Origin of the sequence: Marinomonas sp. PE14-40 (assembly GCF_051623805.1) — a bacterium.
Lineage (GTDB): Bacteria > Pseudomonadota > Gammaproteobacteria > Pseudomonadales > Marinomonadaceae > Marinomonas.
The window spans coordinates 4624565-4640105 of the sequence record NZ_CP130700.1 but is presented as its reverse complement, the minus strand read 5'-3'; the positions used below and the strand labels follow the sequence as shown (position 1 = coordinate 4640105).

General features: G+C 40.2%; 17 protein-coding genes and 1 pseudogene. 3 read left to right on the top strand and 15 right to left on the bottom strand.

The features are described 5' to 3' along the window. Positions 1–282: 282 nt before the first annotated feature. The 6 genes and pseudogenes from Q0A08_RS21480 to Q0A08_RS21455 form a co-directional block, all read right to left on the bottom strand. On the bottom strand, positions 283–801 hold the full coding sequence (locus tag Q0A08_RS21480; RefSeq protein ID WP_438463543.1) for an outer membrane beta-barrel protein: 519 nt from the start codon (positions 799–801) through the stop codon (positions 283–285). A gap of 209 nt (positions 802–1010) precedes the next feature. Continuing rightward, positions 1011–1226, bottom strand: a pseudogene (locus Q0A08_RS21475) (hypothetical protein); the annotation flags it as partial. Between the two features lie 15 nt (positions 1227–1241). After that, positions 1242–1550 carry a hypothetical protein gene (locus Q0A08_RS21470; RefSeq protein WP_438463542.1) on the bottom strand — a complete coding sequence of 103 codons (309 nt, stop codon included), beginning with the start codon at positions 1548–1550 and terminating at the stop codon, positions 1242–1244. Between the two features lie 159 nt (positions 1551–1709). Then, positions 1710–2972: an NAD(P)/FAD-dependent oxidoreductase gene (locus Q0A08_RS21465; RefSeq protein ID WP_438463541.1), complete on the bottom strand. Its 1263-nt coding sequence runs from the start codon at positions 2970–2972 to the stop codon at positions 1710–1712. Beyond that, positions 2969–4366: an FAD-dependent oxidoreductase gene (locus Q0A08_RS21460; RefSeq protein WP_438463540.1), complete on the bottom strand. Its 1398-nt coding sequence runs from the start codon at positions 4364–4366 to the stop codon at positions 2969–2971. The genes Q0A08_RS21465 and Q0A08_RS21460 overlap by 4 nt, the downstream gene beginning before the upstream one ends. Beyond that, positions 4367–4705 carry a 2Fe-2S iron-sulfur cluster-binding protein gene (locus Q0A08_RS21455; RefSeq protein WP_438463539.1) on the bottom strand — a complete coding sequence of 113 codons (339 nt, stop codon included), beginning with the start codon at positions 4703–4705 and terminating at the stop codon, positions 4367–4369. Positions 4706–5336: 631 nt separating this feature from the next. Here Q0A08_RS21455 and Q0A08_RS21450 point away from each other — a divergent pair. From Q0A08_RS21450 to Q0A08_RS21440, 3 genes are read left to right on the top strand one after another with little or no spacing between them, the layout of a single operon-like run. Then, the gene (locus Q0A08_RS21450; RefSeq protein ID WP_438463538.1) at positions 5337–5735 is read left to right on the top strand and encodes a COG4315 family predicted lipoprotein; all 399 of its coding nucleotides are present in this window, start codon (positions 5337–5339) and stop codon (positions 5733–5735) included. Positions 5736–5793: 58 nt separating this feature from the next. After that, on the top strand, positions 5794–6366 hold the full coding sequence (locus tag Q0A08_RS21445; RefSeq protein WP_438463537.1) for an RNA polymerase sigma factor: 573 nt from the start codon (positions 5794–5796) through the stop codon (positions 6364–6366). After that, a complete protein-coding gene (locus Q0A08_RS21440; protein ID WP_438463536.1) occupies positions 6351–7127 on the top strand; it encodes an anti-sigma factor in 777 nt (258 codons plus the stop codon). Before Q0A08_RS21445 ends, Q0A08_RS21440 begins: the two co-directional genes overlap by 16 nt. A gap of 66 nt (positions 7128–7193) precedes the next feature. Here the strand turns inward: Q0A08_RS21440 and Q0A08_RS21435 are convergent, their stop codons facing one another. From Q0A08_RS21435 to iscR, 9 genes are all read right to left on the bottom strand, one after another. Further along, positions 7194–8342 carry an IscS subfamily cysteine desulfurase gene (locus tag Q0A08_RS21435; RefSeq protein WP_438463534.1) on the bottom strand — a complete coding sequence of 383 codons (1149 nt, stop codon included), beginning with the start codon at positions 8340–8342 and terminating at the stop codon, positions 7194–7196. 73 nt (positions 8343–8415) lie between these two features. Next, positions 8416–8826 (bottom strand): SufE family protein, encoded by a 411-nt coding sequence (locus Q0A08_RS21430; protein ID WP_438463532.1) that lies wholly within the window; start codon positions 8824–8826, stop codon positions 8416–8418. A gap of 166 nt (positions 8827–8992) precedes the next feature. Then, positions 8993–9523 carry a putative Fe-S cluster assembly protein SufT gene (sufT, locus tag Q0A08_RS21425; RefSeq protein WP_438463531.1) on the bottom strand — a complete coding sequence of 177 codons (531 nt, stop codon included), beginning with the start codon at positions 9521–9523 and terminating at the stop codon, positions 8993–8995. Between the two features lie 47 nt (positions 9524–9570). Then, complete coding sequence (locus Q0A08_RS21420) at positions 9571–9936, bottom strand: HesB/IscA family protein (RefSeq protein WP_438463530.1); 366 nt, start codon at positions 9934–9936, stop codon at positions 9571–9573. Positions 9937–9945: 9 nt separating this feature from the next. Continuing rightward, complete coding sequence (locus tag Q0A08_RS21415) at positions 9946–11163, bottom strand: aminotransferase class V-fold PLP-dependent enzyme (protein ID WP_438463529.1); 1218 nt, start codon at positions 11161–11163, stop codon at positions 9946–9948. A 9-nt stretch (positions 11164–11172) separates the two neighbouring features. Further along, positions 11173–12435, bottom strand: a complete 1263-nt coding sequence (sufD, locus tag Q0A08_RS21410) for a Fe-S cluster assembly protein SufD (protein WP_438463528.1) — start codon at positions 12433–12435, stop codon at positions 11173–11175. Next, positions 12432–13229 carry a Fe-S cluster assembly ATPase SufC gene (gene sufC, locus Q0A08_RS21405; RefSeq protein ID WP_438463527.1) on the bottom strand — a complete coding sequence of 266 codons (798 nt, stop codon included), beginning with the start codon at positions 13227–13229 and terminating at the stop codon, positions 12432–12434. The genes sufD and sufC overlap by 4 nt, the downstream gene beginning before the upstream one ends. 12 nt (positions 13230–13241) lie before the next feature. Then, complete coding sequence (gene sufB / locus Q0A08_RS21400; protein ID WP_438463526.1) at positions 13242–14678, bottom strand: Fe-S cluster assembly protein SufB; 1437 nt, start codon at positions 14676–14678, stop codon at positions 13242–13244. Positions 14679–14790: 112 nt separating this feature from the next. Then, positions 14791–15288, bottom strand: coding sequence for a Fe-S cluster assembly transcriptional regulator IscR (gene iscR / locus Q0A08_RS21395; RefSeq protein ID WP_046017515.1), 498 nt, complete (start codon positions 15286–15288; stop codon positions 14791–14793). Between the last annotated feature and the right edge of the window lie 253 nt (positions 15289–15541).

Here is a 15541-nt window from a genome sequence, read left to right as displayed (position 1 = left end):
TTCAGTCTTTATTGATTCTAGTTTCAATATAAATAAAACACTAACTGCTATAGAAGTGTTTTTCCAATACTTAGCATTCGTATTGTGAAAAAAAACCACAGTATGAAGAAATCATATCTCGCTTATGTACTGCTTTCTAAGACGCTTACTCTCTTTCATTGAGCCTCATTCCAAAGCATTCATGATAGAAACTGTGGCATATCTACTTTTAGACAGTTGGTTTTACGATGAAATCAAATACGATATTTTTAAATCGATCCGTCGCCCTAATAGCTAAATGAACTAATAGGGCAAAATCACTCCCATACTAATTGATGCAAGATCTGAACTATCAGCTTCAGGTAAAAACCGCCATTCTAGAAATGCATTGGCAACATCAAAAAGGTTATAATCAGCGCCTACTCCATAGCTAATTCCAGAAGTGCCTACATTTGGGCTAGATTCAACATCATAATTTGCATAGCCCATCAAACCGTATAGCTTTAATTCTTTCAAACTAATATAGGGCTTCAAATAGAGGAGTTTATAGAACCCCATCTCAACGGAATTTGGGTTTGATTCAGACTCATCTTCACCGAACCCCATTCCTAGTCTGATTGAAATATCTAGAGGATTAAATAGTCGATAATCAGCAATGGCTTCAAATGAAATAGGATTATAAGTTTCACCGGACTCTTCATAGTTCCAAGTAACGATAGCTCCACCAACATATAAACCTTCAGTAAAATCAGACTCTACTCCCTCTTCTTCTGCATAAAGAAGTTGAGAGAAGCTAAACAACAGTACTATAAGTGATTTCATTATCCCCTCCTAATACAAAAATGCTTCTCTAGTTTTGCATATATAATAAAGAAGATGAGAAGCAAAATACTTTTAAGGTATATACGGATTATTAATACAACTTAATTAAAGTACATAAAGCCTTTTAAAGTAAGGTGCTTTTTTAGAAGGAAGAGAACTATGAATGATTGCTTGATACTTAGCATAATCAAGCAATTCTATAATAGAGACTAAAGAGGGATACTTAATCCAAGGCTAATACTAGATAAATCATAACCATTACCATCAGGAAGTTGACGCCACTCGACAAAAATCGAGTTATGATCAAACGCCTTATAACTTATACCTGCACCATAAGCAAAACCTGACGTTGAGTCATCCGTTTCTACAATGCTTCCATCTGATATATCTTCTATTTCTCCATACATTTCAATACTTGCAAGACCAAGTAATGCATAAAACTAAAAATCATTTTTGAGATATTTAGGTTTCCAGTAGGCCTCAATATGACTGGTTACATAAGCCCTTCTAACTAAACTCGTATTATTACCATAACCACTTGTCTCCTCACCTGCATCGACACCAACACGTACAGATACATCAAGATTATCAATTATTTCATAATTAAAAGACGCTTCTATTGTTGTCGAATCGTTAGAACCTTCTTCATCACTATAATCCCACATGCCTATAGCGCCACCAAACGACATTTCATTAGCCACTGAATAAAGAGGTAAAGATAGAACAAGAGGCAGAATAATTTTTTTCATTTAACATCCTTAATAAATACTCAAAACAATGAGTTAAAAAAATCCGCGGCCATTGTAATGTCATGTAATATCAGTAAGCAAAAAGTTTTTACAAATGCTCAAAATAACAAAGCCAGCAGTTGCTGGCTTTGTTATTTAACTTGATTAGCTAAAATTAAATCAAACTAATGCGTCTTCAATTACCTTCGAACCTTCTTTTGGTTTCAAGAAACGGGAGTATTTAAATGGCGTAATATCCATATCTAAAGGCAAACCGCGATATAAGTCATTAATTAACTTACCCGTAATAGCTGAAGTTAAAATACCTGTTCTAAAGTGACCGCAAGCATTGATATACCCTTCCACGCCTTCCATTTCTCCTAAGATAGGAAACTCATCTGGTGTACCTGGTCTTAACCCCGCCCAACAGCGCTTAATGTTTAAATCATTTAGCATAGGAATACACTTCACTGCACCATTCACTAGCTCTTTAAGCTCTGGCAAGGTATTGGTTGTATCAAAGCCTTTTTCTTCTGTGGTACTTCCAATCAAGACCTCACCATTATCTTTTTGGGCAATATAGCAGTCTGTGGTAGAAACACAGCCCTTAAGAATTTTTGGTAAACGCTCAGATAGGATAATTTGGCCTTTAACTGGATAGACAGGCAACTCAATACCCGTTGCCATTTTACTTAATTGTGCAGCCCAACTGCCTGCTGCATTAATTAAGGTGTCACAGGCAATGAAGCCTGCATCAGTTTCAACGCCAATTACCTTATTTCCACGTTTCTCAATCGATAGCACTTCCGTTTCTAAAAAGAGTTCAACGCCATTTTGTCGTGCTGCCTCTAAATATGCTTCATTTAAACGATAAGGATTAACCTGATGGTCACATTTAAATTCTAATGCACCGATAGACTTTTTATTAATGTAAGGTTCATCTTCAGCTAGCTCTTCAGCGCTTAACCAGCTCACTTGGTCAATTAAACCTGGGATATGATCTACGATAGAATCGGCGTACATCTTATCGTATTCGTCGTACATGACATATTTCAGGCCCGTTTTTTCAAACTTAAAATCGACGCCATGCTTGTCTTTTAATTCTTGCCATAAAGCTGGGTACATAGCATTACTTTTTAAAGCAAACTCAAAAAAGTAATCAGGTAATACATGCGGCCTCATAGGCGGTAGATCTTCACCCGTTGCATCTGCTTGTTGCATTGTCATGCGATTAAAAAAGATCACTCCACAACCTAGTCCAACCGATTCACCAATGGCCCACAAACCACCAGCAGATGCACGAGAGGCATTACCTGGTTTTTTAAGATCTACTAATGCAATTTTTAAGTCTTTTTCCTTGCTTAAAAAATAAGCACAAGCAGCACCAATTACACCACCACCCGCAATCACTATGTCGTATTTTTTATTCGTCTTAGTACTCATAATTGCACTCCATCAGATAAGGCAGAAAAAGGAATAGGGTCAAGTGGAAAACGTGGCTTAATATGTCCAACATCTGGATTTTTTAATTCATGCCCCAATCTGTCCTGACAATAGCTATTACAGGTTTTTCCTTGGCAGTCCCCCATACCCGCTCTAGTTCTCATTTTTAAAGACGTGATATCTTTCACTCCTTGCTCAATGACTTCATCGATATCTGAGCGAGTCACATTCTCACAACGACATACTATGGTATTCGGCTTCAATAGGGATAAAAGGCCTTCACGACGGCGACCAATACGATCAAAACCAGCCCTAAAGCTTTTCACTTTTTGCAACAGAGTGAAGTAATCATCTGCTTTACTATTTGCATCAGTTGTCGTCACCTTTTGAAGAGTTTGTGCGATCGATAAGGCGGCAATACGCCCCTCTACCATGGCACCTTCTCCCCCTAAGATGCCAACACTGTCTCCGGCAATATAGATATTTTCCTGACTAGATTTTTGCCAGATATCTACTTTCGGCTTAAGACCACTAATGGCACAAACATCATGATCTAATTGGAACAATTGGCTTAGCTGATTGCGTGAGACAAAGCCATAACCTACTGCTAGACAATCTAATTCTAGGCTTGTTCCTGTTCCTTCAACGGGATACCAATCATCTGTGTATTTCGCAAAATGAGCCTTTTTGAGATTACCTTCTCCTGAAACAGAAACAATCCCCTGGCCATAATGCATAGGAATGGCGTTTGCTTTTAAATAACTCAGCATCCCCATACCTTCAAGTGCGAGTACTGGCCGGTTAAGTAAAGCACGACTCTCCTTAGCAAAATCACTAAACTTGCCGGCTTCATATACCCCCACGACCTCTACACCAGCCTTAAAGAGCTGACAGGCAACAAGAGGTAACAAAGGACCCGTACCCACAACAGCCATTTTTTGGCCTGGTTTAACTAACCCTGACTTAAGCTGAAGCTGGACACCACCAAGCAACATAACTCCCGGCATTTGCCAGCCATCAAAAGGCACACTGCGTTCATGACAGCCAGTCGCTATAATCAATTGTTCATAGTTAAGCTCATTCACTTCATCCTTATGACGAACTAACAAGCTATCTTTACCTGCTGGCCCTAATACTCGTGTATTTAATCTAAGTTCGATAAAGGCCTGATGATCATTATATTGCTGCCTAATATTAGAGATCTTTTTGCGTAATTTAGAATCTAAATGAGGCAACTCAATGGCTTCACGATATGGCCCCCGAAAAACAGCGCCTCCGATTTTTGGAGCCTCATCTAATACAATAGAGTGAATGCCAGCTTGCGCTAATTCCACAGCGGCAGAAATACCAGCCGTACCCGCTCCGACAATAACTACAGGTGATATTTGCGTCATTTAGAAGCCCTCTTCTAAACGGTTTTTTTGGGTATTAATACGCATACCAGGCTCAATCAAGGTTTGGCAAGCTTTCATCTTATGCTTGTCATTCACTTGAACATTGCAACAATGACATATCCCCATGCCACAATAAGCACCGGTAATTTTTGCATGATCATTTTGAGCAATTTCATTTTTACCTACTGCGAAAAGCACGCTTAAAATACTTTCTCCAAGTACTGCATCTACTTTCTGGTCATCAATCCAAACTTGGGTAAACTGACCACTTGGCGGTACAATATCTTGCTTCCTATCAAGTTTTCTATTGTGTTCCATTAACTCTACGTATTGATCCATCTCTAGTCCTTTAATTTAATATTTTTATAAATATCAACAATTTAACTCAAACATAAAACAAGGTTAGCTCTATGCTCGATAAATTTAGGGCGTAGTTACCCCTACATTTATTTTGAAAATGCATTCATCATTTAAGCGATTAAGTACTAAAAAGAAAAAAGGAAGGACAAAGAAAGGCCGAGCGTATTTAACCAAGCTCTAATAAAAAACAAAAAGCCATTAATAAAAAAATAAAAGCGAACTCAAACATCACAATAAAAGCAAACACAATGCACCTTATTAATTAGCCAGCCTTAGAATCCAACCGAATTATAAAAATAAACAAAAGCTCCTGTATTGCCTTTTCAGATAAGGTTCAATTTGTAAGACTCATGAGTTCAGATCATTAGGCTTTATAAAAATGATCTTGCAACTCTGAACCTGACTTCAAAAACACACGTACCTAGCTTGGAAATGACGATAAGCTGTGCCAGATAATATGGCTATTACTCAAGATTACAGGCAAAAGAGATATTGATATTTCTCATATAAATCAGACGGAACTATTTTTTAAAAAAATTTATGCCCTATGCATCCAAAACAAACGAATGGACGTTTCTATCAATGACTAAATTAAAAAGATGGAAATCATATGAAACCTGTATTGAAAACCCTTTGTGTTGTTGGCCTTGCTCACTCACTTATAGCCTGCGCAGCAAGTTCAGACTCCTACTACTCAAGTAACAAAAGCCCTGAGAACAAAATGGAAACACCTCTGACAGATGCAAATGGCATGAGTCTTTATACATTTGATAAAGATACGGCAGAAATTTCTAACTGTAATGGCGCTTGTGCGACACTATGGCCACCACTGCTCGCTAAAGATGGTGAGCAAAAACCCAAAAGTTACACTCGTATCACTCGTAATGATGGTAGCTTACAATGGGCTTTCAACGGACAGCCGCTTTATACTTGGGTTAGGGATACAAAGCCTGGAGATACCACAGGAGATGGTGTGAAAGGTGTTTGGCACCTTGCAAAGAAACCTTAAAACATTCAATTGTTAGCCATGGCTCGATCTACTGATCGAGCCATAAAAGGAAACTATTTTGAGTTTTGATGCAACGACAAATAAAACACAGGATAAAAATTTTAAACATAAGGTTGAGATCTTACTCGCGCAAATATGTTTAAAAGATCAAACGGCATTTGAAAGCCTTTATCAAATCACCAGTCCTAAGTTATATGGCTTAATATTAAAAATGATTCAAGATAAAGATATTGCCGCAGATATTTTACAAGAGAGTTTTAACAAGATCTGGCACCAAGCTTCGTCATATCGGAGTGATTTAGGTGAGAATTGGGCATGGGCTTGGATATGTCAAATCACTCGAAACTCAGCACTGGATTACATAAGAAAAGCAAATCGTCGCCCTGAATCTCCTCTAGAAGAAACTGATATAAACCAAATTACAGATGAAGGCATGGTAATAGCAGAACAAAGAGATCTCAATTACTGCCTAAACCAACTAAAGCAAGAACCGAGACGAGTGATTGTATTGGCCTATGTTCATGGTTTTTCCCATTCAGAGTTGGCAGACAAGCTAAGTACACCAATCGGCACCCTAAAGTCTTGGATAAGACGTGGACTAAAGGAGCTAGAATTATGTCTCAAAAATTAAATTTAGCCCACCGCTATCAAAACCCTAAGATTCGCTCTCATCTTGCAAGCCAATTTGTATTAGGCACCTTATCACCTAAGGTACAACAAAGAGTTATCCGTCTCATGCAGATTGATAAGGAATTAGAACAAGCCATCTATCAGTGGCAGAACCGACTAGAGCCTATTAACACCAATACAGATGATGTCGCCCCCCCAAAAAGAGTATGGCAGCAGCTAAGTCAAGAACTCTTTTTAACTGACAAAACCTCATCCTCTTGGTGGCAATCTTTATTCTTATGGCGAGGAGTGAGTGCCTTAAGTTTCGCTCTCATGCTCAGTTTATTTATCGGTAAGTTTGGATTAGAGAAAACCAACATACCACCAAGTTTATCCTTACAAGGACCAAATTATTTAGCGGTTTTAACATCCACAGAGGAATCGAATAAAATACTTCCTGAACTGATTATTAGCGCCTATAAAAGCCCGGAAGCAGGCCAATCTGAACTACATATTCAGTGGAATAAAAATACAGATAATCAGCAAAGCTTTAAACTGGAAAGCGATCAAAGCCTCACTCTTTGGACAATAGATAAAGACACAGGCCAGCAAGTCTCTTTAGGGCCTCTTGTCAGCACAAATAACAAACAAAAATTGAGTGTTGTTCAATGGCAGTTGATAAAAAGCAGTAAAGAACTTTGGTTAACAAAAGGGAATAAAGTAACTGATCCGGTTCTCTTTAAAGGCGAGTGCTTGCAGCTCTCCAGTTGGAAAACCAGTTAAATAGAAATAAAAAACGGGGCTTATTGCCCCGTTTTTTATTTATACTCGGTAAATTAAAGCAAGGATTTAGCCCTTGAGACTGCTAATTACCTTTGTAATCGTTTCGATCGTAAAGTCGATATCCTCTTCAGTGGTAAAACGGCCCACCGAAATGCGTAGAGAAGCATGCGCTAATTGATCAGGTAAACCTATGGCTCTTAGTACATAAGAAGGTTCCAAGCTTGCAGACGTACAAGCAGATCCAGAAGAGACAGCAATATCCCCAAGAGACATCAACAAGACTTCACCATCAACATCGGCAAAACCCACATTAAGCACGCCTGCAACTCTTTGTTCAGGATGGCCATTTAAATGCACGCCACCTAAATCTTTAATACCATTCCATAACTTATCTCTAAGTACGGTAATGCGCTCTTTATCAGCTTGCATATCTTGGTTAGCCAACTCAAACGCTTCACCCATACCCACAATTTGATGGGTAGCAAGCGTACCAGATCGCATGCCACGCTCATGACCACCACCATGCATTTGCGCTTCAATTTTTACCTTTGGTGAGCGGCGTACGTATAAAGCACCAATACCTTTAGGTCCATAAGTTTTATGGGCAGTTAAAGACATTAGGTCTACCTTCATGGCATTAACGTCTATTTCAAGCTTGCCTGTCGCTTGGGCAGCATCAACATGAAGATAAGTACCGTTCGCGCGGGTTAACTCACCAATTTTGGCGATGTCAGTCACTATGCCTATCTCGTTATTTGCCATAAGCAAAGAAACTAAAATAGTGTCTTCACGTAATGCCGCTTGAACCATTTCAGGCTGAATAACACCTTGCTCATCAGGCTTTAAATAAGTGACTTCAAAACCTTCAAGCTCAAGTTGCTTACAAGGATCCAATACGGCCTTATGCTCAATCATGGAGGTAATAATATGCTTACCTTTCTTTCCATATTGATGAGCTATCCCTTTCAATGCCAAATTATTTGCTTCAGTTGCACCTGAAGTCCAAACAATCTCTCTCGCATCAGCCTTGATCAAATCCGCTACCTGTTGTCTTGCATCTTCAACGGCTTCTTCTGCACGCCAGCCAAACATGTGTGAACGAGATGCAGGATTACCAAAGTTGCCTTCTAAAGAAAGACATTGCATCATTTTCTCAGCCACTCTTGGGTCAACCGGTGTAGTTGCTGAATAATCAAGGTAAACAGGGGAACGCATTTTTTTCTCCATATAAGTAAGCATTTACTTACTTTAAATCATATACTCTATAAGCTTTATTAGATTAGCAGAACTAGAGTGCTGCTTTTGCCATTGCCTGAATTCTCGCGACGATAGATTTAAGACCATTGCCTCTAGTCGGACTTAAGTGACGCTCAAGATCTAGCTCAGCAAAATAGGCATCAATATCAAATGCATCAATATCAGCCGCTGTTTTATTATCATAAGCAGCCATTACTAACGCTAAAAGACCGCGCACAATAATGGCATCACTATCAACTACGAATGTCATTAACTTGCCATCTTGGCCTGGCTCGATCCAAACACTGCTTTGGCAGCCTTTAACTAAGCGCAGCTCAGTTTTTAGCGCATCATCCATAGCAGGTAAGGATTTACCTAAATCTATGATGTATTTATATCTGTCTTCCCAGTCGTCGAAAAATTCTAAATCTTCAATAATCTCAGTTGTGCTTGGTAATGACATATCAGTAAAAATCTCTTTCAATAAGAACGGGAACGGATCAATTATCTTATCTTGACCATAAAACCTTGGCCTAAAACAAAACAACCCTAGCTGTGATATCAACTAGGGTCGCTATTGTATGAGAAACAATGCTGAGGGTGAACCTCTTGAGTCAGATTAAAGTCAGTTAAAAGAAAAGTCCGGCCTCTAACTGAGCTTCTTCGCTCATCATTTCACGAGACCAAGGCGGATCAAACACTAGCTCAACCTTAACTGTTTCTACATTAGGGACCATAGCAACACGATAATCTACATCACTAACTAATACAGGCCCCATACCACAACCTGGTGCCGTTAATGTCATATCAATACGAACACTCTTGCTAGCTTGGTCAACTTCCACTTTATAAATCAGTCCAAGAGAAACCAAGCTAATGGGTATTTCTGGATCAAAAATACTGTCTAATGCCTGCCAAACTTGATCTTCGACTATTTCACCCGTACCAGTATCTGTAAACTCTAGTACTTCTGGTTCTTGCCCTATAGCATCAGCATCAGTGCCATCAATACGCAGCATATTACCTTGAAAGGTAACCGTGTAATTCCCACCTAAACTTTGATTTATAGTCAGAAACTGGCCTTCTTCAATAATAGTAGGCTCGCCACTAGGTACTCTTCGTGCTGGACATTGCCTTTGGGTTACGACCATTTTTTGCATTAAATCAATTCTCTTTAAAGGCTCAATTCATTTGAGCTGAGGGCGAGTTAGACGACGCCCTGATCTGTTACACTAAAGCTTTCGCCACAGCCACACTCAGACACAACATTAGGGTTGTTAAACTTCACAACTTCATTGAGTCCTTCTTGTGCAACATCAATTTCAGTACCAGCAACCAAACCTAATGCGTCACCAGAAACCGCTATGGTTAACTCATCAAACTGAAAAACCTTATCGTCTACTTCTGGGCTATCAGCCAAATCTAGAACATAAGCAAAGCCTGTACAGCCGCTTACCTTAGTCGTCAGGCGAATTAACTTGCCAGTTTGGTTCTGCATTTTTTTAGCAAAATATGCCTTAGCCACATCACTTAGACTAATGGCCTGTGCTGGATTAAAACTAGAAACAGTCATATAACACTCCTAAGCCAACATAGTTTTGACTTTACGTAGCGCCTCAAATAAAGCATCTACTTCTTCTAATGTATTGTAAACCGCAAATGACGCTCTTGCTGTACCAGGCACTTGAAACCTATCCATCAAAGGCTGAGCACAATGATCACCTGTACGTATCGCAATACCTTGTCTATCTAACAAAAAGCCAATATCTGCAGGATGGCCGCTGTCCATCACAAAACTGATTGCACCAACCTTATGGTTCGCATTACCAATAATACGTAAACCATCAAATGCCATAGCTTGTTCAGTCGCACTCATCATAAGTGCTTTTTCATGGGCTTGAACCGCTGCTTGATCTAAATCGCTATACCACTTAATTGCTGCGCCCATTGCAATCGCATCACCCACATTTGGCGTGCCAGCTTCTAGGCGATAAGGCAAAACATTCCAGCTCGATTCGGTATAGCTTACGCGAGAAATCATCTCGCCACCTGTTTGCCATACAGGCCAATCAGCAAGGACTTCTTCACGTCCCCACAAAATACCAACCCCCATAGGGCCATATATTTTGTGAGCAGAGAAAGCATAAAAATCACAGCCAATATCTTGCACATCTATGTCGCCATGAGCAGCACCTTGAGCGCCATCAACCAGCACCCAAGCCCCCACTTCTTTGGCTTTTTGTGTTAAGCGTTTAATCGGATTAACACTGCCTAGTGCATTAGATACGTGTGGAAATGCCACCATCTTGGTATTTTCATTTAACATGGCATCAAATGCATCAAGGTCTAGTTCACCTAAGTCTGAGATAGGTGCAACATGCAAACTTGCCCCAGCTTGTAAACAAGCTTGTTGCCAAGTAACTAAATTCGCGTGGTGTTCCATTGCGGTTACCACAACTTCATCACCCGCTTTTAACAGTTTAGTTAAACCATGCGCCACTATGTTGATAGACTCAGTCGTACCACTGGTCCAAATTACTTCGTGACGTGCTTTTGCATTCAAAAATTGAGCAATGATGTCACGGGCATTTTCAAAACGACGTGTTGCTTCATCCGCCAATTGGTGAGCACCACGGTGAACATTTGCATTACATTGAGTGTAATAATCAACGATTGCATCAATGACACACTGAGGCTTCTGTGTCGTTGCCGCGTTATCCAAATAGATAAGAGGTTTACCATCAATCTTGCGATCTAAGATAGGAAACTCTTTGCGTATTGCCGTTACATCAAAACTCATTTTAATCGCCTATTTCACTTCCATTTGCGAGAATTTCTCACGCATTTGCGGACGTAGCCATTCTGCCAACTCTTGATTTGGCATCTGATCAATCAACTCGTTAATAAAGCCAAAGTTCAACATCACTTGAGCTTTAGCACGACTAATGCCACGAGATTGCATGTAATACAGGGCTTTCTTATCGATTTCAGCTACCGTTGCACCATGAGCACAACGTACGTCGTCAGCATAAATTTCAAGCTCTGGCTTGGTATTAATTTCTGCTTTGTTAGACATTAAAAGGTTACGATTATTCAGCTCAGCCAAGGTTTTTTGTGCATCACGATGTATGTGAATACGACCATTAAAAACCGCTTTTGCCTGATCCGCTGCAATAATACGAATATTTTCTTCAGTGGTACCATGTGGTACAGCATGTTCAACTGTTGCATGTAAATCGAACAACTCCTTACCGTTTAATAAGTAAAAAGCATTCATCTTAGCGAAAGCATTTTCGCCAGCATGTACCATATCCACATCAACCCGAGATAAGTCGCTACCAAAGCCAACCAAGGTGCTATTTAAATCAGCACGTTCAGCTAATTGGAAATGACTACCACCTAAACTCACCGCTTTACCGGTTTGCAAAGCAAAACGATAATGTTCAAGGCGAGCATCAGCACCAATTTCGTATTCAACGAAACCTGTATTTAAGCTTTCTTCATTACCTTCGTAATGCTCGCTAACGGTCAATTTCGCATGCTCACCCAATACCACTAATACACGCGTATGAGCTTGTGCTGCTAGACCTAATATTGACGTCATACGTATAGCAGGCGCTACGCAAACATTGTCAGCGACTTCAATAACAAGTACGTCTTGTACTAAAGCATCATTTAACAAACCAAAAACGTGACGCTCGGGTTTAATGCTAGAGAACTTAGCGAGTACATCAGCTTGTTTACTTGCATCCGCTTGGCTTGCCAATTGAATAGACAAACCTTCTGGCAGTGTCAGTTCAGCTAGATTAGTAACAAACTGGCCATTTTCAAACACTAAATCAAGACATTCAAAACCTTGAATTTGAGTCAGAGTTGAAGTTGACGTAAAAGCTGCTGGCGCTTCTTTGCTAAATTTTTCAACTGGACGCAAAGAGGTGTATTTCCATGCTTCCGTTTTACGTGTTGGCCAACGTATATCGGCCAAGGCACTTAGCGCCAAATCACGTTTAGGGGAAAGCCAATCACTCACACCTTGTGCTTGAGTGATGGCTTGATTTAGCCATTCACTCATGCGTTTTGTCCTTCTTCATCACTTGTTTGTAACCAAGCATAACCTTGTGCTTCTAGTTCAAGAGCAAGAGAAGCATCACCGCTTTTCACTATCTTACCGTCAGCAAGAACATGCACGAAGTCAGGTTTAATATAATCAAGTAGGCGTTGATAGTGAGTGACAACAACAAAGCTGCGATCACTCGAACGTTGACTATTTACCCCTTCAGCAACAACTTGAAGCGCATCAATATCAAGGCCTGAGTCAGTTTCATCAAGGATACAAACCTTAGGCTGTAACAAAAGCATCTGCATGATTTCATTACGTTTCTTCTCACCACCAGAGAAACCTTCGTTAACCCCACGCTTTAGGAAAGCAAGTGGTAGGTTAACTTGCTTACAAGCCGCTTTAGCCAGTTTCAGGAAATCTGCAGAAGAAACAGCCTCTTCACCACGCGCTTCACGCTGTGCATCAACAGATGCCTTTAAGAATTCTAGGTTGCTAACACCTGGGATCTCTACTGGATATTGGAAAGCTAAGAAAAGACCAGCACGCGCTCGCTCTTCTGCTTCAAGTTCAAGAATATCAACCCCGTCAAGTACCGCACTGCCTTGCTCTACTGAATAGCCTTCACGACCAGACAAAACATAGCCCATGGTACTTTTACCGGCACCATTAGGTCCCATGATCGCATGGACTTCACCAGGCTTAACGTCTAGGTTTAGGCCTTTAAGAATGTTCTTTTCTTCGACACTGGCATGTAAGTCTTTTATGGTTAAAAGGCTGCTTGTATCTTTAGTATTTGTATTCGACATGTACGTGTGTCCTCAACCTACAGAGCCTTCAAGGCTAATTTCTAGCAACTTGCCAGCTTCGACGGCAAATTCCATTGGTAATTCTTTAAAGACTTCCTTACAGAAGCCATTCACTATCATAGAGACTGCTTTTTCTGGATCTAAGCCACGTTGCTGGCATAAAAACATTTGGTCATCACTTACTTTAGAGGTTGTCGCTTCGTGCTCAACAATGGCAGAAGGATTACGACTTTCAACATAAGGGAAGGTGTGTGCACCACACTGATCACCAATTAGCAGGGAGTCACATTGAGTAAAGTTACGCGCGCCATCAGCACCTGGATTCATGCGGACCAAACCACGGTAACTATTGTTACTACGGCCGGCCGAAATACCTTTAGATATGATGGTCGACTTAGTATTTTTACCTAGGTGAATCATCTTGGTACCTGTGTCTGCTTGTTGCGCGCCACGGGTTAATGCCACTGAGTAAAACTCACCAACACTATTATCACCTTTCAATACACAACTTGGATATTTCCAAGTCACGGCCGAACCAGTTTCAACCTGTGTCCATGAAATTTTAGCATTGGTATGACAAATACCACGCTTAGTCACAAAGTTATAAATACCGCCTTTACCGTTTTCATCACCTGGATACCAGTTTTGAACTGTAGAGTATTTAATCTCAGCATCATCAAGTGCAACCAACTCAACGACAGCAGCGTGCAATTGGTTTTCATCACGCTGAGGCGCAGTACAACCTTCAAGGTAACTTACATGGCTACCTTCATCAGCAATAATCAAGGTACGTTCAAACTGACCTGTATTTTGCTCATTGATACGGAAGTAAGTCGACAGTTCCATTGGGCAACGTGTGCCTTTAGGAATGTAAACAAATGAACCATCGGTAAACACAGCACAGTTAAGTGCGGCATAATAGTTATCTTTAGTCGGTACCACACTGCCTAGGTATTTTTTTACCAATTCAGGGTGGTTTTGAATCGCTTCTGAAATAGGGCAGAAAATAACCCCAGCCTCAGACAGTTTTTCACGAAATGTCGTTACCACTGACACAGAGTCAAATACAGCATCAACCGCGATACCTGCTAGCATTTGTTGCTCAATCAGAGGAATACCTAACTTTTCGTAAGTACGAATCAGCTCTGGATCAACTTCATCAAGCGACTTAGGCTTATCTTTCATGCTTTTTGGTGCAGAAAAATAGGAAATGGCTTGAAAATCAATTTTTTCGTAATCCACATGAGCCCAATCAGGCTCTTCCATTTCTTGCCATACTTTAAACGCTTTCAAACGCGCTTCTAGCATCCATTCTGGCTCATTTTTCATGGTCGATATACGACGAATGACATTCTCATCCAAGCCGGGCTCAAAAGTATCTGACTCCACATCAGATACAAATCCAGCTTCGTATTCGCGCTCAAGCGCCTTATCAATCTGATCTGTCATATCTAATAACACTCACTTAAACTAGATTGCGAAGTGCTTAGCAAAGACATTAAGCCAATAACCCTGCCGCTATTGGCTTAACACCCAAATTATGCACCTTTATGAATTAGATTTAATTCAAGAGTTCCGCATTAATTTTGCTGCTCTGGTCAATTTCACCAGTATGCACTAACTGTTCGTTTTCTTGCCTTTGCGCTACCAGTCTCACATCTTTACGTGACACTAATTGCGCCAAACTTATTTGACTTAAGAAGTCATGAATTTGATCACTAAGATCGCACCATAAATGGTGAGTCAGGCAAGTCGTGCCTGATTGGCAATCATTTTTACCTTTACACCCAGTCGCATCCACAGATTCATTCACTGCATCTACGATTTGAGCCACGAATATTTGATCATTGGCACGACTCAATCTATAGCCACCGCCTGGTCCACGCACACTTGATACCAAAGTTTGTTTGCGAAGTTTGGCAAACAACTGCTCCAAATATGACAAAGAAATACCTTGACGCTGGGAGATATCAGCCAAGGAAACTGGGCCATTATCCGAGTGTAAAGCGAGGTCCAACATAGCAGTTACAGCGTAACGACCTTTAGTTGTCAGGCGCATATATTTTCTCGCTTCAAAAGTGCTGAGTTTAAAAGCTAAGTATAGAACCAAAACCAAGTAAAATAGTCAAGTATTTAACCCAGTACTTTAGTAGGTTATTTAGCCGATAAAAATGTGCGACGTATTCTACGCTGAGTCACATAAAAACTAAACCCATCTGACCTAGATCAGGCTGGCAAACAGAAAATACAAATTAAATTCATGAATAGAGCTCTTTTTATGAATTATATTTTTACCTTTTGACATATTAGAC